The sequence below is a fragment of the Corynebacterium sp. 13CS0277 genome (assembly GCF_002994655.1).
Classification (GTDB): Bacteria; Actinomycetota; Actinomycetes; order Mycobacteriales; family Mycobacteriaceae; genus Corynebacterium.
In genome coordinates, this window is record NZ_PPDL01000025.1 from 12622 (window position 1) to 32844 (window position 20223).

Here is a 20223-nt window from a genome sequence, read left to right on the forward strand (position 1 = left end):
AGTAATGAGCGAAGTGCGAACAATGATCAGCGGCTTGCAGCTGAAACTCAACAGCACAACCTCGAGTCACATCTACACCGTGTTGATTGAATTTGGTCCCTTTGATGGATTCTACGTCAGCGTGATCACGGAATATGAAGAAGCCCTGGCCCTGGACCTGGAGAGCATGAAGATGCTGCGCGACGCATTGACCAAGATGATCGATATTAAAGAGAAAGAGCAGCGGTGAACACCCCGAAGATCCAGCAGCGGACCAACAGCCTGGCCACCCAGTTCAGCGCCTGGTCAAGTAAGCCCGTGGCAGTGGACGTCATGGGCGGGTACGGGCCGGGCCATGAACCGCAGGTGTCGATGGAACTCTCCGGCCCGAAGTATTTCGAAGTCACCATGAGCGCCGAAGAAGTCGCCACCCTGCACTACATGCTGGGTGAAACCATGCGCGCCTACAAAATCGAAGAACGAACGGAGATGTGATGATCGTCCCCACCAAAGAACTCGCCTACTACATCCACAAGACCATCTTCCGCGACGACGCCACCTGCGAAGCCGTCGCCGAAGCAACCGGGTGCACGGAGGAGGAGGCTTCCGAAGCGCTATCCAGGTACCTCGCTGCTGCCGAGAAGTTCGTCCCCTGTTCCTGTGAAAACTGCACCGGCATTCCTGAGCGCACCGCCGCAGACGTACAGGCCGCAGCCAACGAGGAAGAGGAAGACTAATGGACCTAGAGATCTTCAACTACACGGGCCTTGATGACTGGTGCCATGAATACGAAGAGTTTGCAGAAGAATTCATTATCGACGGTACCGACCCGAATAAAATCTACATCGCCATTAATGCACACGGTTACCTGAGTGTCACCCTGGAAGAACTGCGGGACGTGTACATGGAACTGGGCAGCATCCTCGACCACCACGACCCACTACTAAAGGGAACCCAAATGAGCCGCACCCCATACGTCCCCACCACAGAGGGGCGCATCTGGGCGGAAGCCCACACCAACGATGAAGCGCAGATCTACTTTGACGATGGCGTACTACTCCACTCTGTGACCATGGGGCAGTCGGACGCCGCGAAGTTTTTCGCAGCAGGGCACGACATGTTCCGCAGACTCCAGTTCAAAAAGGAACTGGGGAAATGACCACCCTCACCATCACGGAAGCCCGCGATCTAGCCCGCTATCTCAACAAGGTGGCCGAAAAAGCAGAACACCACGGGCAGTGAGCGAAAGACTATCCTGACAATCGGAACCAGCAGAAAGGTGAACCCACGTGGAACTGCCCGCAGCGTGCCGAACGCTCCACGCAAACATCCGCGCACTGCGGGACGCGCTCCACAGCACCGGCAGCTGTGGAGACACCACGCGCCCGCCCGGCAGGGGAGGAACCGCAGGCCCAAAACCACCCCTTAGTATCCACCAGCTGGACACGCTCATGAGGGTGGAAGACGAAGCCGCAGATCTAGTACGACTCGTAGCCACCGCCTGCGGTGAACCACACCCCACCGGGGTGCGCGGCCTACTCTGGCTGGCCGACCACCCCAGCCTGGTGTACGCCTATGATGAACCCGAAGCAGTCGCCTGCGGCATCGTAGAGCTGGCGAACTACACCACCCGGATGCTGGACCCAGGCGGGGCGGCGCGCCTACCCCACACCCTTACCGTGGAAGGCGCGCACCGCATGGCCCACGCCCTGGGCTACCCCCTACCGCTCGACACGGTAGAAGCCTGGTGCAGTGACGGGGTAATCAGTGTGGAGCGACTACAACAGAAACTGCTTCACCTGCCGATTTGACACGCCAACAACCCCCCGTGGTACGCTTCACTCATCAAACCCCCGCGCCCAAAAGGGCCGGGGGCTTTCGCGTACCCCGCTGGTGTTGGTGGTGCGTGCAGCGTCAAATGGCCCAACATGAAGACGAACAATGCAGCCGACACCCACAAGGTGACGCGGCCCACCGTGGGGGTTCTTACTCGCTTCTTGCCCCACGGTGCGGCTCAAGCATGGACGGGGACAAAGGGGAACAGGGAACCGCAGACTGGATCACTGCGGGTTAGCCGTCCACTGTGTCAACCACGGCCCGCTAGGACCGAACTCGCCTAGCGGCCCACCCCTGCGCCGCACGCATCACCCAACACCAACGAGGAAACCGCATGACCATCAACATCATCACCGGCCCACCAGCCGCAGGCAAAAGCACATACCTGCGGCAGCATGCCCAGCCGGGTGACATTCGTATCGACTTTGACGAACTGGCAAACCTGCTAGTCGGAGCCGAACCCGCAAACCATGAGCACGAACGCGATATCCGCGACTATGTGCGCGCGGTGCGGAAAACGGCCATAGACCGGGCGTTGAAACAAACCAAACGCGACGTGTGGATTATTCACAGCATGCCCGGGGCAAGCACCATGCAGCGGTACAAAAACGCGGGTGCGAAAATCCACACCGTAGACCCAGGGCGTGATGTAGTGATGAAGCGCATCAAAGCTGAGCGTCCCCCACTCATGTTCAAAGTAGCCGCCCAGTGGTACGAACAACAGGCCACAGGCGGACCCAAACCCCCACGCGAAAACACCACCCAAAAAGGACTGGGCTACCGGCACCAGCAGCAGCGCCGCTACCTGCTGGCCAAACACCAGGATGGTGCAGCCTGCTGGTGGTGCGGAAAACCCATGTACCGCGACAAAAACCGCAACTGGGATCGGCGGGCACTTGCAGCCGACCACAGTCAAGCCCGCGCACTGCACGGCACGGCGAACAACCTCGCAGACAGGTTGCTTCACGGCACGTGCAACGCGCAGCGTGGTGACGGAACCCGCGACGATACGCGGCCCGCCATTGCCCCCCGGCCTGCGGCTGAACCCGCGCCCCCCGCAGGGGGTGGGGGTGGTGCCCCAACCAAGGTGTTTGCCTGGCCGAAATAGGTCCCCCCCTAAAAATGTTAGATGGGGGGTATCGCCCTGACCCCCCACGGTCGCGCGGCACTCAGCGCTTTCTCCCTCCCCTGATTTTTGGGGCGTTTTTAGCGCCTGGAGGCGCGTCTGGCGGGCGAACTGAGTCGCCTTAGGGGTTTGGGATGGTTGGCGTTTTGTACTGTTACGTTAAGGGGTTGTTGTGGACGCGCAGACACTATCCGGTTTGGTTCGCGATTTCGTTGGTGAGCGTGAGCTGAACCCTCAGGACCTGGCCGCAGTGCAGACGTTTGTTTCGCTGCGGGAGCGGCTGGCGGATTTTCGGCATGCGATTGACCAGCAGGGTGTTGTGGTGGCGTCCGAGGATGGTGCGGTGAAGCCCCACCCGTTGTTGGATGCTGAGCGGCGCACCAGTGCGGAGTTGCGCGGATGGGTTCAGGAACGCCCCGATTTATTTGGTGAGGAAAAGGGGCGGGGTATGTCTACCCGGGAGCGGCGCGCGGCCACGCAGGGGTTTAACCTGCACGCCATCTAGGAGGTGCGACCATGATTCAACTTGACAAACTTATCGGCTCGCAGCAGCCGCGCCTTTCGCACATCCCGGATGGGGACACCACGTGGGGCGATAAAGCCGTCAAGTTTTGTCGCGACGTGGTGGGCATGACGTTGCTGCCGTGGCAGGAAAACCTACTGCGCGACATGTGCCGGATGGGGCCTGATGAAAAGTGGGCCGCGCGTGAAAGCGTCGTGGTCGTGCCCCGTCAGAATGGTAAGGGTGAGGTTATCCTGGCCCGCACTCTCGCAGGCGTGTACCTGTTTGGCGAAAAGACCATCTTTCATACCGCCCACCTGATGGACACCGCTATCGACGCATGTCACCGCACGTGGGAGTTCATCGAAGCATCTGATGATCTGCTGTGGGCGTTCACTGATGGTGACGCGTCTTTGCAGCCCCGCCTACGGCAGGGTAACGGGAAAGAGTGCATTGAGTTTCCTGCACTGGGTGCAAAAATTTGGTACCGCACCCGCACCCCAAAAACTGCGCGTGGCCTATCTGTTGACCTGCTCATTTATGATGAGTGTTTCAACTTGCCCCGTGAGACGTTCGCGGCGATGGACAAAACCACGCGTGCCAAACAGCGCGCGCAAAAGATGTTCATCTCTTCCCCCGTCAACCGTTTTGAGCACGCCCATGGCGCTGTGTTCAGCGCGAAACGCTGGGCCGCGATGGATGGCGCGCCGGGCACCTTGTTTGCTGAGTGGTCTGCCGCACCGGATGCCGATCCTCTGGACCCGGCCACGTGGGCGCAGGCCAACCCGAGCCTGGGGCCGGTCGCTCAGCTGGAGGATATTCGGGGTGACGCGCATTCTGCGAGCACGTCCGCCGACCTGATGGGCACCTTTATGGTCGAAACACTGGGCGTGGGTGACTGGTACCCGCGTGATGGTGAAGCCCAGGAAGATTTCACGCCGATTCTTCCCTATAAGGCGTGGGAGGATGCCCACGACCCGCAGCCCCGCTGGCAGGGCACGGATATCGTGGCCGCTTTCGACACGGACCCGGACGGTAAGGATGCCGCCGTGGTGGTGGCCTACCCCACTGCTAAGGGCGTGCATCTGGCGTTGCAGCCGGGTACGGAGTTCGACCGTGAAAGCATCGTGGCCGGGGTGGTCAAACTCGTTGATGAGTACGATCCGCTGGCGGTGGTGGTGGAGTCTAGGGGGCCTGCGGCCACGACCATTCAGATGATGCAGCGTGAGGGGCTGGAGCCTGCGCAGGTGAGCGCCCGTGATGTGACGCGGGCGTGCGAGCTGTTCCTATCTCTGTTCCATGAGGGGCGTATCACTCATGATGGGAACCCCCGGTGGGCGGACGCCCTGGCGCGTGCCCGGTTCCGCTCCATGTCTTCCGGTAGGGCGATTGAGCGCTACACAAAGGATGCGTGTGTGTTTGTGGCTGCGACGTTTGCGGCGTGGGGGTTGGAGCAGTTCCGCATCCCGGACCATGTTGATGTGCGGCGGCTGGCTGCGCCGGTGGAGTCTACGCCCATGATGGTGACCAGCGGAGCATCTTACGATTTTGATTTTTGATTAGCTATCTAGGAGGTGGGCGTGAGCGAACTGGGATACATTGCGGACCCGGGGGGTTTTGGCCCCCTACAGGATGACAACTGGGAACTGCGGTGGCCGCGAAGCGCGTGGGTGTACGCGAAGATGGGGCGCGAAGACGCCCAGGTGCAGTCCATTTTGTCCGCGTTGTCGCTGCCGATTAGGCGGGCTACGTGGCGTGTTGACCCGAATGGTGCGCCCCCGGAGGTTGTGGCCCGTGTGGCGGAAGACCTGCGGTTGCCCGTGCTGGGTGAGGAAGCATCGCGCCCGCTGGCACCCCGGCAGGGGCGGATTAGCTGGGCGAATCACCTCCAGCAGGCGTTGCTTTCCTTGCAGTTCGGCTGCATGTTTTTTGAACAGGTCTACGCCACGGATGCGGACGGGAACGAGCACCTTGTGAAGCTGGCCCCGCGCATGCCGGGCACGATTCAGGAAGTCCGCACCGCACCGGACGGGGGCCTGCTGTCCATCGTGCAGCGGCCTGCGCCGAACAGTAAGAGCGCGAAGCCGATTGAAATCCCTGTGTCCCGCCTGGTGGCCTACGTGTACAACCCGGTGGGTGGCAGCTGGACAGGTACTAGCGTGCTGCGGCCCGCGTACAAGCACTGGAAGTTGCGTGACCAGCTCCTACGGCTGGAAGTCAACGCGCTAGACCGTAACGGCATGGGCGTACCCGTCTACCAGGGCACGGAGCATGCTGCGGATCGGGACGCGGATTTGGCGACTGGTCGTGAACTCGCATCCCAGCTGCGTGCGGGTGCGGCGACGGGTGCGGCTATCCCGGCTGGTGCGAAGTTGGAAATCAAAGCCCCGTCCGGCACGATTCTGTCCCCCCGTGCGGCGATTGAATACCATGACGCGCAGATGGCGCGGGCGGTGCTTGCGCACTTCCTGAACCTGTCGGACGGTGGGGGTTCCTACGCTCTCGCAGAGACCCAGGCGGACCTCTTCATCCAGGCGCTCCAGACCATCGCGGAGTGGGTGGCCGACACTGCGACGCAGCACATTGTTGAAGACCTTGTGCAGGTGGCGTTTCCGGAGCACACGGGCACGTGCCCGCAAATCATGTGTGACCCGATTGCGTCCAAGAAAGAGCTAACGGCTAGTGACCTATCGCTACTGGTGAATGCGGGTGCGATTTGGTGTGAACCGGCACTGGAAGACGATTTGCGCAGGCGTTACAACCTCCCGCCTAAGTCGCCTGACTTCCAGCCAAAGATTCATCAGAGTGACGAAAGGAGCGAGTAGTGAAGTTCTGGGCCTTACAGGCACATGACGATAAAAATCCGGGTGTCGTTGACCTGCGGGTTTTCGGAGAAATCGGCGGCTACGACTGTGACGCCGACGAAATTTACTACGACTTAGAAGAGCTGGGGGATATCGAGCGGATCAACCTCCACCTGAACAGCCCTGGCGGCGACGTGTACGCGGGTCTGACATTCATGTCATGGCTGCAAAAGCACCCTGCCCGCGTGGTGGGCTATGTGGAGGGCATGGCCGCGTCTGCTGCAAGTGTGATCGCGGTGGGTGCGTGCGATGAATTGGTCATGCGCCCGCACGCAGACCTGATGATTCACGATGCTTGGACGTGGGTGGACGGTAACGCGGAGCAGTTGGGGCGTGCGGTGGAGCGGCTGGAAAAGATTTCCGGCACGCTGGCTGAAATCTACGCGGCGAAAGCCGGGGGCACCCCCGAGTTCTGGCGTGAGCGCATGCGGGAAGAAACCTGGTACAGCGCGGATGAAGCCGTGGCGGCAGGCCTAGCAGATCGTGTTGAGGATGCGCGCGCTGGTGCGCCTGCTGTCGTGGAGCGTGTCGCAGCTGATGCGCGGCGCGTGGTCCGGGACAGGTACAAGTACAGCGGGCGGGCTGCTGCTCCCGCCCCGAAACTGTTGGAGACGGATATGACTTTTATTTCGGATGTTGCGGAGCGCCTGGGTGTGGCCGCGACGGACGCAAAGGTGGTGCTGGCCGCGCTGGATGAAGCGCTGGCAGAGCAGGCCACCACGGTTGTCGAGGATGAGCCGGACACCCCCGAGGATGCGGACACCCCCGAGGATGACACGGACGCCGCAAAGGCGGACGCCCTGGCCGACATGGCGGAAGAGGAAGCCGCCGACGATGCGGACACCCCCGAGGATGACGCGGAGCCGTTGACCGTCACGGTCGATGCTGCTGCTTTGGCTCAGCTCCAGGCGGATGCCGCCTACGGTGCAAAGGCCCGCGCTGCTGCGGAAGCTGCCGCACGTGCGGCCATCGTTGACGCGGCCATCGCGGAGAATCGGATTTCTCCCACCAGCCGTGAACGCTGGCTGAAAGCTATCGCGGCGGATGAGCAGGGCACGCGGGAGCGGCTGGCTGCTATCCCGGTGAATCTGATCCCCCGCGCGGAGCTGGGTACTTCCCGCGATGCGGTGGAGGATGAGGGCGACGCGCTGGCCGACTTGGATGCGCGGGCGAAGAAGATGGGGCTTTTTGCCCCCCGGAAGTACTAGGAGACTTGAATGTCTGAAACGTTTACCAGTGGCCCGGAGACTTACCCGGCCGCTAAGCCGGTTGTCAAGAATCGGCTGGTCACGCTCACGGATAAGGGTGTGGAGCATGCCACCGCTGACGGCGACGTGTATGGCGCGGTGCTCACGGATGCCGCGCCTAAGCCGGAGGATAAGGCGGTGAACACTCTGGTTCATACCCCCTGGGTTGCGGCTGTGTACAGCGCACCCCAGACTGTTCGGCTGGCTTGTGATGCGGCTGATGGTGTGAAGCGTGGCGCGAAGATCTACGCCGCAGCTGACGGCAAGGTCGCCACCACCGGCACCGTTGTTGTGGGTGTGGCCGCGATGAATGGCGCGGACGGACTTGTGCCGGTGAAGCTTACGACCCCCGCGCACGCGGGCTAAGGGAGGAAAAATATGGATACCATCGTGGCGTCCGCCTATGACGGTCAGAACCTGACTGTGGCGGAGATGCTCAAAGACCCCACCTACATCCCGACCCGCGTGGTTGAGGGTATGCAGGGGCAGTTCCTCGCAGAACTGCTGTTTCGCAATGGCGGTACGAATGACGGTGTGGTCGCGTTCCGCGAAGCAGCCAGCCCGTACCTGAACCTGGATGCTCAGGAAGTCGCAGAGTTCGCGGAAATTCCGGTCGCTAACCTCGCATACGGTGCCCTGCACTCTGTGGTGGGTGTGAAGACGGCGCTGGCCATCCGCATCTCCAGGGAGATGATTCGTGAGAATCGTGTGGATCAGGTGGCTGCGCACCTGGAAGCACTGAACAAGACCATGGTCAAGACGGACGTTAAGGCCGCTGTGGATGCGTTTGTCAACAACGATGCGGTGGCTAAGGTGGGCGCTGGCGCTAAGTGGGCTGCTGGCGCGGACCCCATCAAGGACGTTCTGGACGCGGTGGAGAAGATTCAGGGTGCGGAAGCCCCTGGCGGCGCGTATTTCGACTACGTGCCTGACACCATGGTTCTTCACCCCATGGCCTTGACTGCGCTGCTGCGAAACGAGCAGGTTCAGCGTTTCTATGTGGGCGATAACGCTTCCGAGAATCCTGTGTACACGGGCCTGGAGTCGAAGACCCTGTTTGGCCTGAACGTGGCCACGTCCCGGTTCATGGACCCCGCGCAGGTGATTGTCATGGAAGCTGGCGCGGTGGGCTTTTACTCCGATACGGACCCGCTTCAGGCCACGCCCATGTACGAAGAGGGTGGTGCGTCTGGTGCTGGTGGCCCCCGCCAGACGTGGCGCGCGGACATGTGGCGGAAGCGGATTCTGGGTGTTGACAACCCTAAGGCTGCTGTGGTCATCACGGGTGTGAAGTAATGGCGTCCTACGTTCTGACTGTGGATTCGTGGGAGCCGTGGCCGCCCGCCGATCCTCTGCACCCTGTGGTGTACAGGCGTGGGGATGCGGTTGACGTGGATGGGGTGGATGTGGATTGGGCTGTGCGTGTGGGCATCATTGCTGACGCGGACGCGCTGCCCGCCCCGGCACCCGCCCCTGCTGTGGTGGTCGAGGAACCCGCAGAGGAACCCGCCCCGGCACCCGCCGTGGAAGCCCCGGTGAAGCCTAAGAAAACCGCGCCCGTTGACGCGTGGCGCGACTACGCAACCCACCTGGGCATTGACGTCAAGGGGCTGACCCGGGCGGAGATTATTTCCGCTGTTGGCTAAACCCCCTGCTGAAAGGCGGTGAACCATGTTCGTGGAGCTGGCAGATGTGGAAGAGCGCCTACCCCGCCCACTGTTTGATGAGGAACGCCCCCGGGTGGAAACCCTCATTAAGGACGCGGAAGCCCGGGTGCGGGTGGCTTTTTCCCGCAGGGGCCGGGACCTTGACCGAGAGCTGGAAACCCGGGCTGGTGACTGGCTCAAACCCACCGTGGAGTGGGTGCTGATCGACATGGTTGCCGCTGCCGTGTTGGTGGGGATGAATGCTGGTGTGCGGGCGGTGTCTTCTACGACTGGGCCGCAGTCGGATTCTCTCACCTATGCGGATGTGGGGGCCGTGTCTTTTGGTGGCGTGCGGTTGACGAATGAGCATTTGCGGGAGCTGGGTCTGGTGGCCGGTTTGCCGGTTTTCTGTGCCCCGCCGCCTATGCGGTGGCCGGAGGTGTACTGATGGAGACGGTTGTTTTTCGCCCCCCGGATGTGTGGGATGAGGATGGGAACATCACCCCTGTGGTGGGGGAAGAGGTGGCTGCGACGGCCACGGTTTCCCCTTACTCGTTGGGGGATGTGAAAGCCGCCGATTATGACGCGACCACTAGCCTGTTGCAGGTGTTGGTGGAGCCAGCCCCCCGGGTGGTACCGCAGGCCGGTTGGGTGTGCGTGGTGCGTGGGGTTGAGTACACCGTGGTGCGCGCCCCGTGGCAGTGGTCTGTGGGGCGCGCTGCGTGGAATCCTCGCCACCGTCCGCGCCTGGCTGTGATTGTGAGTAGGGGTGAATCCTTTGAGTGAGAAACCCACGATTCATTTCTATGACCAGGCGTTCATGGAGCTACTTCAAGAGAACGCGCATCTGGTCTACCAGGCTGGGGAAGAGGTGGCGCAGAAAGCCCGCGCCTTAACTTCCCTGCCGGTGGAAGTGGAAAACGGCACCAACACATCCGGCAGGCCGGTGTCCGTCGTGCGTATCCCCCACCCTGGTGGGCTGGCGTCGCAGGCGAAACACGGCACGCTCACCCGCGCGGCTGCGCAGTGCGGCCTAGACGTGAAGAGGTACTAGTGACGCACCCCTTAACCCTGTGGGCGCAGCAGGATGCGGCGCAGCGCGTGCGCAATCTGCTGCGCAAAGCGTTCAAAGAGAAAGAGCGTGTGCGTGCCGATCTGCCCCCCGGGTGGACCCCGGCAAAAGGCCCTTATATGACGGTGGTGTCTGACGGCACCCCTCACACTGAGCCTGGATACACGCGCGAAGTCGTGCGCGTAACGGTACATGCGCATGACGCGCCGACTGCGCGGAAATTGCTGGTTGCGGCAGACGCCGCGCTGCTTTCACCGCTGCAAGTTCGGTTGTACAGAATCAAAGCCGGTGCTGGCCTAATCGTGATTAAAGACTCCCGCGTGGGCGGGTGGGTGGCGTCCGCCACGTACACGGTTACGCTGGGCCGCAAACCTATGGAGGTAACCTAATGGCTCGCAATTTGCGAAACCCCGAAAACATCGCCCCTCTGGCCGACCTGCTCACCTATGTGAGCTTTGCTGATGACCCGAAAATTGGCAAGGACGGTTCTTTCGGTAATGACTGGTATGCCCTGGGCATCATGCCCGAGGATTCCAAGATTGGGCTGACTCGTTCCGTCGAGAAGAACCAGATCAAGGGGCAGGGATTCGGTGTGGTCGCTGTGACCACGAAGCCGGGCGAACTTACCGGCTCTGTGGAAATCCTGGAGCACAACAAGGCCGTCGACATGATCGCCTGGCCGGACACCTATGAGGATGACGGGGTTAAAATCCGCGTCCACTCCGGCAAGGTGGCCCGCGTCCACGTCGCGCACGTTTTTGAGGATGAAAACGGCGCTTTCCGCATCTACGCGACCCGCGAAAAGGCCTACGCGAAGATGGAGAATCTGGAGCAGGGCGCGGACCCGGCAGGCCGAACCATTGATTTCGACTACATGCCTGACGCTAACCGGGCTGTGTTCGACGAGTACGTCATCAAGCCGAACGGGGAGGAAACCACTGTGGACTTTGCTCAGATTCGCTTTGTTGACGCTGGTGAAATCGTCATGAACGACGCGGGTACCTACAAGGCATCCGTGGCCGGGGCGACCGGCGGCACCTGGACGCTCACTGTTGGCGGCGTGTCCGCAAAGGGCCTGAAGCACGACGCAAAGGCCACCGATATCCAGGCCGCGCTCCGTAAGGCCGGGGATAAGGACGTGGAGGTGACCGGCGACCAGGCCACCGGCTTCACCGTCGCTAAGGCGAATGGTGATGTGGCCGTGGACGCGTCCAAGCTGACCGGCGGCGGCTTCCCCAAGGACGTGGCCGTCGAGCACGCAGACGCCTAACCCCCGTGTGGGGCTGCGCAGGGACTTTCTGCCTTTCCTCCCTGCCAGCCCCACCTTTGCGTGCAAGTCAGTCAAGTGAAACGGCAGAACCCCCGTAGCCCCCACACACATTGCCTGTGGGGGCTACACCTATTCTTCAACAGAAAGGCAGGCCCACAGTGGCAAAAGACAAAGCTAAGAGCACCGAAATCGAAGAGGTCGACGCGGAGGTTATCAACCTCCAGGACCCGGATTATGAGGTGACCACGTTCACGGTCACCATCCGTGGCCGGAAGTTCACGCTGGAAGCTCCCAACAACCCGCTTGACGCCAGCTTTGACGTGATGGATGACTTTGAGAACGAACGGATGGTGTCCGGCTTCCTGAAGCTGATCGGCCCCGCCCAGGCGGCACGGCTGCGCGCCTACAACGTGACCACCCGTGAAATGTCTGAAATCGTCATGCCCGCCTGGACTAAGGCCGGTGCCATGGGGGAAACGGACTAGCCTTTTGGCCCCTGATCCGTAAGCACTGGGATGCTGCGGAAGCTGACATGCAGCGCTTCTACGGGTTGGATTTGAGGGACTGCTACAAGCCGGGGGGTGGGCCTGGGCGGCTCACCCTGCGGCGAATCATTGTCCTGCTGAAAGGCTTACGTCACGAAGAATCCTTGTTCTGGTGCGCGGTGGCAGACATGGATGTAATCACCCCGCTGGAGCGTCTTGTGGCGGACGTGTACGGGGTTGTTTCCGGTAACCGTCATCCTGTCTATACGCGTAGGGAAGACCTGGCGAAACGGCAGGAACGGGAGCGGAAAAAGCAAAAGGCGTTGCGCGCTATCCGTGCCCGGAAGAGGGCGCAGCGCAAACAATAATCCCTGGGAGGTTAAGACATGGCTGCTGTGGGCTACGCGTCACTGCCGATTGCTCCGAGTATGCGGGGTATTCAGGCGAAGATTCGCAAAGAGCTGCAAAAGCCCCTGGAGGATGCTTCTAAGCAGGTTGGCGCGGCCATGTCGAAGAACCTTACGGATGCGGCGGAGAAAGCCGCCCGTGGGGTGGAGAATGCCCGTCGCAGGGAGATTCAGGCCGCTGCACGGGTGGAAGCGGCTGAGAAGAAAGTGCAGGCCGCGAAGAGTGCCACGGAGAAGTCTGTGCGTGACGTGGCGACGGCTGAAAAAGCACTGGAAGCGGTGCGCGCTAAAGGTGACGCTGCTGTCGCGAAAGCGGAAGCAAACGTGGCTAAGGTGCGCAATGACGCTAAGGCCACCACGGAGCAGGTGGAAGCCGCTGAAAAGGCTTTGCAGGCCGCGCGCGCGAAAGCAGACGCGGACGTGGAAGCCGCAGAGGGCCGCGTGGCAGACGCCCGTGAGAAAAGCCGTCAGGCGACTAACAAGCTCAAAGATGCTGAAGACGCGGTGGTGTCTGCGCAGAAAAAGGCCAGTGACTCCACCAAAGAGGTGAAGAGCGCTCTCCAGGAATATGAGCGCGCAGCCGATCAGGGTGGGAAGACCACGAAGACGCTGGGTGAGCACTTCCGCGAACTGGGTGACAACGCCATGGGCGGTTTGGGCGGCAAGATTAAGGGCATGGTCCCCATGATTGCCGGTGGGCTGGGGCTGGCTGGGCTTACCGGCTTCCTCAAGGACACGGTGGGTGCGGGCATGGAGTTCGACACCACGCTAGCGTCCATTCAGTCCGTGTCCGGTGCGACTGCGGAAGAGATGGCTAAGGTTTCCGCGCGTGCGAAAGAGCTGGGTAACGATAGTGAGCTAGCGGGCACGTCTGCGCAGTCTGCTGCTGCGGCGATGGAAAACCTTATCAAGGGTGGTATGAGCACCAGCGAAGCGATGGAAGCCGCTAAGGGTTCCATTCAGCTGGCGGGTGCGGCCATGATTGATACTGGTCAGGCTGCTGAAATTCAGGTCGCAGCGCTGAACGTGTTCGGGCTTGAAGCCCGCGAAGCGGGTCGTGTGGCGGACGTGTTGACGAACGCGGCGAACAATTCCGCGACTGGTCTGGTGGACCTGGGTGAAGCGTTCAAGCAGGGTGCCCCGTCTGCTGCGCTGCTGGGCGTGTCCCTGGAGGATACGGCCACCGCGATGGGCCTCATGGCGAATATCGGCTACAAGGGTTCTATTGCTGGTACCCAGTTGAAGAACGCGCTGGATAACATGCTGGGTCCGACCACGAAACAGCAGAACGCGTTTGATGATCTGGGCCTGACTATCCAGGACGCGTCCGGCAAGTTCGTTGGCCTGAAATCCATCGCCGAACAGCTCCACGAAGCGCAAGAGCGCATGAGTAAGGAAGACTTTGGCCGTCTGCTAGCTGAGGGTTTCGGCGACCAGGGTAAGAGCATGGCGGCTGCGCTGGCTGCTGGCGGCGACGCGTGGGATGACCTGCGTGAAAAAATGGACCGTGCGGGCAGTGCGGGCGACAAAGCTAGGGCCATGCTGGCCGGTTTGAAAGGCCCGCTTGAGCAGTTCGCGAACGCCCTGGCGGATATCAGTTTGAGCATCTATGAGGTGCTCAAGCCGATCATGACGGGTGCGGTGGGTGCTGCGACTAAGGCCCTGGAGTTCCTGGGTCGTGCGGTGCAGGGTGTGATTCAGTTCTTCAAGGAACACCCCGGCATCCTCGCAGCGGTAGAAGCCGCGCTGGTTGGTGTGACTGCTGCTGTGGTGGCTTACAACGTGAGCCTGGCTATCGGGAACGCTGGTGGGTTCATCGCGTTCTTGACGCAGGCGACGGGGGCTACGAAACTCGCAGAGCTGGCACAGATGGCCCTCAATAGTGTCATGGCCCTGAACCCGTGGGTGATTGCGGCTGCTGGTATCGCGTTCTTCATGACGCAGACGGAAGCAGGCCAGCGTGTGCTTGCAGCGTTCAAGGATGCTGTGGTGCTGGTCAAGGACGCCTTTGGTGAACTCTGGGGCGTGCTGGTCGACAACAACCCGGTTGACCTGGAGAATGGGCCGCTGGCGAAACTGTTCGGCGCGGAGACTGCGCAGCAGGCCGCAGAGACCATGCAGACCGTGCGTGGCGCGTGGGATGAACTCTACGGTGCCCTGTTCCAGGGGGATGATGTGGATGGTGAGCACTCCCGGCTGGCGAAACTCGTTGGCGCGGATCGTGCTGAGACCATCACGCAGACCTTTGAGAATGTGCATCGCGCGTGGGATGAACTCAAGGGCGCTTTCATGGGGAACTATGAGGGTAGTTCTGCTCTTTCTTCCCTTATTGGGGAGGAAAACGCACAGCGTGTGCTTGAGATTGTGGGTCAGGTGCAGTCCGCCTGGACTGACTTGAAGAACATTGTCACTGGCAATACTGATGGTGCCGGTGGTGGCGCGCTGGCTAGCCTGATTGGTCAGGATACGGTTGACATGATTACCGGGGCGCTGGACACGGTTCGTGAAGCGTTCCATGGTGCGATGGAAATCGGGCAGGGTTTCTTGGAGACTATCGGCGGGCTGCTTGGGCCTGCGTTCTCCATGATTAAAGATGCTGTGGTGCAGCTGGCCCCGGCTCTGCTGGAGCTGGGTAAATCCATGGGTGGCGCGGTGGTGAGCGCGTTCAAGGCCGCGTGGGAAGTTGTCAAGTCCCTGTTTAAGGTCTTCAAGGCTTTGTGGGACCTGCTTTCGCCCGTGCTGCTCCCGATCCTTAAGGTGATTGCCGTCGTGGTGGGCGCGACTCTGGTGGCCGCGTTCACGCTGCTTGTGGGCGGGCTGCGGGTGTTCGCGGCGATTCTGACGAAGGTCGCGCAGTTCCTTTCTAAGGTGGCGGACGCGTTCGGCACGCTCATTGAGTGGGTTGGCAAAGCCGTGTCTGCGGTGGCTGACTTCATCGCAGGTGGTATTAACCTGCTGCTTGACGGCTTTGAGAGCGTCAAGAATGGGCTGAACTTCCTCAAGGAACACTGGTCTGGCATCTGGACTGCGCTGAAGACGATTGTGACGAATAAAGTCATAGAAATCGTCGCCAGTGCCATGAGTATCAAAGACAAGATTGTTGACGGCTTCAAGTCTGCGGGCACCTGGCTCATGGACGCGGGCAAAAACATCGTGAATGGTCTGCTCAACGGCATTAAGTCCATGGCTGGGTCTGTGGGTGGTGCGGTGAAGTCCATCATGCCGGGGCCGATTCAGCGGTTCCTACCTTTCGCGAATGGCGGCATTCTGGCGTTTGCGAACGGCTCCGAGGACCACCGGGCGGAGATCGCCCCGGCTGGGGCGTGGCGTTTGTGGGCGGAGCCGGAAACCGGCGGCGAAGCATACATCCCGCTGGCGGAAAGTAAGCGCACCCGCTCCACGCAGATTCTTGCCCAGGTGGCCGATAAGTTCGGCTACAAGCTGGAGCAGTACGAAGATGGCGGGTTCATTACTCGCACGTCTCAGGAGATTAAGGAAGCCCTTTCTAAGGTTGCTAGCCCGTATGTGTTCGGTGGCTGGACGATGAATGGTGTGGACTGCTCTGGTGCTGTGTCCATGGCCGTGAATGTGTTCCGTGGCCTGGATATCCTGGATTCCCGGACGGCGACGGGCACGGAAGCAGAGTGGCTGCGCAATAAGGGGTTTGCTGAGGGTAAGGGCAATGATGGTGATTTCCGTGTTGCTTTCCTCAACGGTGGACCCGGTGGCGGGCATACTGCTGCGCAGCTGCCGGACGGCACGTTTATTGAGTCTGGCGGCAACACTGGTCAGGGTTTGACTATCGGTGGTAAGGCTGGCCCCCTGGAGGGCCGGGGCTTCACCGATTGGTTCTACGCGTCCGGTGGTGACAAGCTGGCCGCTGGCATGGCGGACGGTGTGGCTAGTGCTCTTTCGGCTCAGGGGATTTCCCCCGGCTCTACGACGGGCACTAGCGTGCAGATTAACTGGGGTAGTGCCCAGGAACTGCATTCCAAGATTGCCGACTGGATCGGGCTGGAGCTGAAGAGCAACGCCAGCAGCGCGTCTATCGGTACTAGCCCCAGCGGTACGGGTGACCCCATGTTGACGGACGCTAACCGTAAGGATGCTTTGGCGTCGTGGGACGGCCCCGACTGGGGACCGGAGTACTTTGTTCACGAAGTGGCCCGATCCGCTAAGGCTGCTGGTTTGAACGCAGCTGCGGCGATTATTGGCGTGGCCACCACCCTTGTGGAGTCCGGCAACCCGCTGAAAATGTGGGCTAATAATGCTGTGCCTGAATCGCTGTCGTTCCGCCATGATGCGGTGGGTAGCGATTACGACAGTATTGGCTTGTTCCAGCAGCGGCAGGCCGGTTGGGGCACGGTTAAGGAACGGATGACCCCGTTCGATTCCGCCACCATGTTCTTTGACCGGTTGAAGAAATTCGACTGGGAGAGCATGGACCCGGGCGCGGCTGCTCAAAAGGTGCAGGTGTCTGCGTTCCCTGGCCGGTACGCGCAGCAGATGGATGCGGCGAAAGAGCTGGTAGCAAAGGCCGGTGTCTACGACACTGGTGGTGTGCTCCCGCACGGTGTGGCAGCTCTGAACCTGTCTCACACGCCGGAAATCATCATCAACGGCCCGCAGCTGGGCGCGCTGAACAACCTCGCCAACAACGTGGGCGCACAGGCGCAGGCACTCAACCATGTGGTGCCCGCACTGGAGCGCGTCGCATGGGCGGGCAACTTCCGCGACGGTGGCGGCTACATCCACGAGGATGACCCCATGGTCGATCAGGCCATGCGCATGCATGAGTTCCTGAGAGAAATTGGCGGCGACTGGGTGAGCCAGACCAAGTTGGTCCGCGACGCGGAGCGCGGCCTGGCAGAAACCAGGGCGTCCATCGCGGCAGACCTGGAAGCCATTGATAAGCAGGAAGCAGAACTAGCGGACCTGCGGAAGCAGTACGCTGAAGCAACCGCTAACGGTGGTGAAGCAACCACCGCTGCTCTGCGTAAGGTGGCAGACGCTGAAAAGCGCCTGGCCCGTGCGCGTGAGGATGCGGCCACGTCCAAGAATCCGGCTAAGGCTGCGCGGAAGATTGCTGACGCGGAGGAAAAGCTGGCCCGTGCCCGTGAGGATGCGGCGAAGAGCGCGGAGAAATCTGGCGATAAGAACGCCAAGGACGCGACGAAGATTGCCGAGAAAATCACTAAGGCTGAAAAGGCTTTGAGCCAGACGCGTGCGCGTAGTGAGCAGGCCACGCTTCAGCTGGAAGCAGCTGAGCGTACTGTGATTGCGGCGCGGGTGCAGGTGATCGGCGACCTCGTTGGGAAAGTCGTTGGGGCGTTCCAAAAGGTCGCTGACGGCATGCGTGAGTTCTGGGAGAGCGCGGCTAAGGTGGCGCAGGCCGTGGAAGCCACCATGGGTGAAATCAACAAGCTGCGTTTGCAGCAGGTGAATGACTATGCGGCGATGCTGCGCGCCCAGCGAGAGTTGCGGCGCGCGGAATTCGACGCGTTGAAAACCCGTTTGCAGGGGCCTGTTGATGTTGCCCGCGCTGAATCCGCTTTGGCTAAGGCGAAGAAAGCCCAGCATGATGCTGAAATGAAGTCAATCGAGCTGGTCACCCGTAAGGGTGGAACAAGTTTGATTGACCTAGGCGCGGCTGTGGACCGCTTTACTGAAACCGGCATTTTTGGTTTGCAGGATCTCGTTGAGACCACGGACGGTGCAACCGTCGCGATGGGTGAATCTGTCACCCAGGTGGTTCAGCAGTCCGTGGAAGAGGTGCAGCGCGCTGCGGAAGAGCGGATGCGGGCGGAAGATGAGGTGAAAGCAGCCGAATGGGCCGTTCACACGGCACGATTGGCTAACCTCGTTGCCCAGAAACAGCAGGCTGCTGCTGCTGAGGAAGCCCAGATCAAGGCAGAGCTGGCGACCCTGAAGCATGGCCAGACTGTGGAACTCTTGCAGTTGGCCACGTGGAAGCTGGGAGAGCAGGCGAAATCCTTTTACGGTATGACCAGTCAGGGGATGAGCCGCGCGTCTACCGGCTGGGGCGGTTTCGGCAAGGTGCTGGGCGGCCTGGGCAAAGTCATTGCTGGCGGTGCCCTGGCCCTGGGTACTGGTGGTGTTGGCGCGATTCCTGGCCTGCTCATGGCCGCAAAGGGCGTGGGCGACATTTTCAAGGGCGGTTCGGACGTTTACCACAACTGGGGTGACGTTAAGCAGTCCTGGAACAAGGCCAGTGGCTGGGAAAGGGCCGGGCTTATTTTCGGTGTGGGCGGCAACGCCCTCGCCAGTGCTGGCGGCGCATATCTCACGATGAACGGGCAGGAAGAACTAGGGGCGTCCGCCTTTGAATTGGGCGGCACACTCCAGGACACTTTCACCGGCAGCGTGTGGTACAACGCCGAAGCACAGAATAAGGCCGCGCAGTCCAGGTATGAGGAACAGCTGGCTGCTCTCCAGTACCGGCAGCAGCAGAACACGGCTGTGCTTGACCAGCGCCTGGCAGAGGCGCAAGAGCGGAACGCCACCGCCCTTGAGGGCTTGCAGAACATGCAGGCCTACACCGAATTGCAGCAGGAAATTGCTAAGGCGTCTTCCAAAGAGGAAGCCCTGGCCCTGCATGAAATCGGCAAGGTGTACCTGGATAACGCGAAAAAGCAAATTGGCCTGTACGACCAGGTTGCGACCGATATGCGGAAGTCGCGTGAGACGCTGGAGCAGATGGAGCGGGAAGCTAACGAGCGCGCTAGCGCGGTTGGAGTCAAGCAGATCACCGTGAACGTTCCTAAGGGGAGCGCGTATAGTGCGGATGATTTGCAGCGCACGCTTGAGTCTGTTCTAGACCAGGTGGGCAACCTGGATTACAAGATTAACCAGCTGGAAGAGAGTGACGCTGGTGTGACGGCTAGTGAGTTCCGCGCAGCCCGCGCGTATTCCTAGTGGTCATGTGCCCCCGCTGTGATTCCTGGGCGGGGGCATACTCTCCCCTTTTTTTGAATTGTCGAATAGGCGGTGTGCTGTGTTTGAGTTGAACTACCAGGGCATTGACGGCAGTGTCTGGAAGCTGTTCGACCGGGATAGCCCCGCGATTGTCCCAGAGGGCACGATGGAGGGGCTTGTGGGACAGATCCAGGAACGGGCGATAGTCCCGGTGGGTGCCCCGGGGCAGCTGCTCCAGGGAGTGACGATTGAAGCCATGCGGGGCGGCTTTGACGTGCTGCTGCGGGTGGATTCCTGGGAGCCGGGAGTGTTGGGCACCCTGGTGTCCCGGTTCCGGCGCGCCTGGTCCACGACCCAGTACGGGGTATTGCAGATTGTGGGCGGCAGGTTGGGTTCTGTGCAGGCCCGGGTGCGGTTGGAAACCCCCATCGCCGCCTATGTGACGGATCCGGATAACGTCGCAGATACCACCGTGCATGTGGGCCTGGTGGCTGATGGTGGTGTGTGGTGGTCGGATACGTTGCGGGCGGGTGGTACTGCCCGGGTGAGTAATCCGGGGGATACGGCTGTGTGGCCGCGCGTCCGGTGGGAGGGTAGTGGCCAGTCTGTGATTCTGCCGTCCGGCGCGGTGGTGCGCTTGCCGTCTACGTCTACCCCGGCCACTTTGGTGTTGGACAATGCGCAGAGCTGCGTGGTGGTGGATGATGCGGGCCGGGTGCTCACCTCGTTGTGGCGGGAGCTGGGGGGCCGGGTGTTGCCTGAGGGTGTTCCCCCGGGGCAGATGCGTGAGTACCGGCTCAGTAAAGGCGCTGAACTTCAGTGGCAGTTGGGTGTGTTGGACCCGTGGGCGTAG

21 protein-coding genes are annotated in these 20223 nt (G+C 61.1%); all 21 read left to right on the forward strand.

Annotation, left to right across the window (positions count from 1 at the left end; genetic code table 11):
• The first annotated feature begins 4 nt into the window (after positions 1-4).
• The 21 genes from C1Y63_RS10510 (at position 5) to C1Y63_RS10615 (ending at position 20223) form a co-directional block, all read left to right on the forward strand.
• Positions 5-229 (forward strand): hypothetical protein, encoded by a 225-nt coding sequence (locus tag C1Y63_RS10510; protein WP_146128938.1) that lies wholly within the window; start codon positions 5-7, stop codon positions 227-229.
• Complete coding sequence (locus C1Y63_RS10515; RefSeq protein ID WP_106016406.1) at positions 226-474, forward strand: hypothetical protein; 249 nt, start codon at positions 226-228, stop codon at positions 472-474. The genes C1Y63_RS10510 and C1Y63_RS10515 overlap by 4 nt, the downstream gene beginning before the upstream one ends.
• Positions 474-716, forward strand: a complete 243-nt coding sequence (locus C1Y63_RS10520; protein ID WP_106016407.1) for a hypothetical protein — start codon at positions 474-476, stop codon at positions 714-716. The genes C1Y63_RS10515 and C1Y63_RS10520 overlap by 1 nt, the downstream gene beginning before the upstream one ends.
• Entirely contained in the window at positions 716-1138 is a 423-nt protein-coding gene (locus tag C1Y63_RS10525; RefSeq protein WP_106016408.1) for a hypothetical protein, read from the forward strand. The genes C1Y63_RS10520 and C1Y63_RS10525 overlap by 1 nt, the downstream gene beginning before the upstream one ends.
• A 298-nt stretch (positions 1139-1436) precedes the next feature.
• Positions 1437-1790, forward strand: a complete 354-nt coding sequence (locus C1Y63_RS10530) for a hypothetical protein (protein ID WP_146128939.1) — start codon at positions 1437-1439, stop codon at positions 1788-1790.
• A 359-nt stretch (positions 1791-2149) separates the two neighbouring features.
• Complete coding sequence (locus C1Y63_RS13095) at positions 2150-2923, forward strand: ATP-binding protein (RefSeq protein ID WP_233195688.1); 774 nt, start codon at positions 2150-2152, stop codon at positions 2921-2923.
• A 190-nt stretch (positions 2924-3113) separates the two neighbouring features.
• The gene (locus C1Y63_RS10540; RefSeq protein ID WP_106016410.1) at positions 3114-3446 is read left to right on the forward strand and encodes a terminase; all 333 of its coding nucleotides are present in this window, start codon (positions 3114-3116) and stop codon (positions 3444-3446) included.
• 11 nt (positions 3447-3457) lie between these two features.
• Positions 3458-5002, forward strand: a complete 1545-nt coding sequence (locus C1Y63_RS10545) for a hypothetical protein (RefSeq protein ID WP_106016411.1) — start codon at positions 3458-3460, stop codon at positions 5000-5002.
• Between the two features lie 21 nt (positions 5003-5023).
• Positions 5024-6268, forward strand: coding sequence for a hypothetical protein (locus C1Y63_RS10550; RefSeq protein WP_106016412.1), 1245 nt, complete (start codon positions 5024-5026; stop codon positions 6266-6268).
• Positions 6268-7515, forward strand: coding sequence for a head maturation protease, ClpP-related (locus tag C1Y63_RS10555; protein ID WP_106016413.1), 1248 nt, complete (start codon positions 6268-6270; stop codon positions 7513-7515). The genes C1Y63_RS10550 and C1Y63_RS10555 overlap by 1 nt, the downstream gene beginning before the upstream one ends.
• Before the next feature lie 9 nt (positions 7516-7524).
• On the forward strand, positions 7525-7920 hold the full coding sequence (locus C1Y63_RS10560; protein ID WP_106016414.1) for a hypothetical protein: 396 nt from the start codon (positions 7525-7527) through the stop codon (positions 7918-7920).
• 12 nt (positions 7921-7932) lie between these two features.
• On the forward strand, positions 7933-8850 hold the full coding sequence (locus C1Y63_RS10565) for a hypothetical protein (RefSeq protein WP_106016415.1): 918 nt from the start codon (positions 7933-7935) through the stop codon (positions 8848-8850).
• On the forward strand, positions 8850-9200 hold the full coding sequence (locus tag C1Y63_RS10570; RefSeq protein ID WP_106016416.1) for a hypothetical protein: 351 nt from the start codon (positions 8850-8852) through the stop codon (positions 9198-9200). The genes C1Y63_RS10565 and C1Y63_RS10570 overlap by 1 nt, the downstream gene beginning before the upstream one ends.
• 25 nt (positions 9201-9225) lie before the next feature.
• Positions 9226-9648 (forward strand): Gp19/Gp15/Gp42 family protein, encoded by a 423-nt coding sequence (locus tag C1Y63_RS10575; RefSeq protein ID WP_106016417.1) that lies wholly within the window; start codon positions 9226-9228, stop codon positions 9646-9648.
• Between the two features lie 330 nt (positions 9649-9978).
• Complete coding sequence (locus tag C1Y63_RS10585; protein WP_106016419.1) at positions 9979-10254, forward strand: hypothetical protein; 276 nt, start codon at positions 9979-9981, stop codon at positions 10252-10254.
• A complete protein-coding gene (locus tag C1Y63_RS10590) occupies positions 10254-10661 on the forward strand; it encodes a hypothetical protein (RefSeq protein WP_106016420.1) in 408 nt (135 codons plus the stop codon). Before C1Y63_RS10585 ends, C1Y63_RS10590 begins: the two co-directional genes overlap by 1 nt.
• Positions 10661-11542, forward strand: a complete 882-nt coding sequence (locus tag C1Y63_RS10595) for a hypothetical protein (RefSeq protein WP_106016421.1) — start codon at positions 10661-10663, stop codon at positions 11540-11542. Before C1Y63_RS10590 ends, C1Y63_RS10595 begins: the two co-directional genes overlap by 1 nt.
• A gap of 158 nt (positions 11543-11700) precedes the next feature.
• Positions 11701-12027 (forward strand): hypothetical protein, encoded by a 327-nt coding sequence (locus tag C1Y63_RS10600; protein WP_106016422.1) that lies wholly within the window; start codon positions 11701-11703, stop codon positions 12025-12027.
• Between the two features lie 47 nt (positions 12028-12074).
• Entirely contained in the window at positions 12075-12395 is a 321-nt protein-coding gene (locus C1Y63_RS10605; RefSeq protein WP_106016423.1) for a hypothetical protein, read from the forward strand.
• An 18-nt stretch (positions 12396-12413) separates the two neighbouring features.
• Positions 12414-19370, forward strand: a complete 6957-nt coding sequence (locus tag C1Y63_RS10610) for a phage tail tape measure protein (protein ID WP_106016424.1) — start codon at positions 12414-12416, stop codon at positions 19368-19370.
• 79 nt (positions 19371-19449) lie between these two features.
• The gene (locus tag C1Y63_RS10615; RefSeq protein ID WP_106016425.1) at positions 19450-20223 is read left to right on the forward strand and encodes a hypothetical protein; all 774 of its coding nucleotides are present in this window, start codon (positions 19450-19452) and stop codon (positions 20221-20223) included.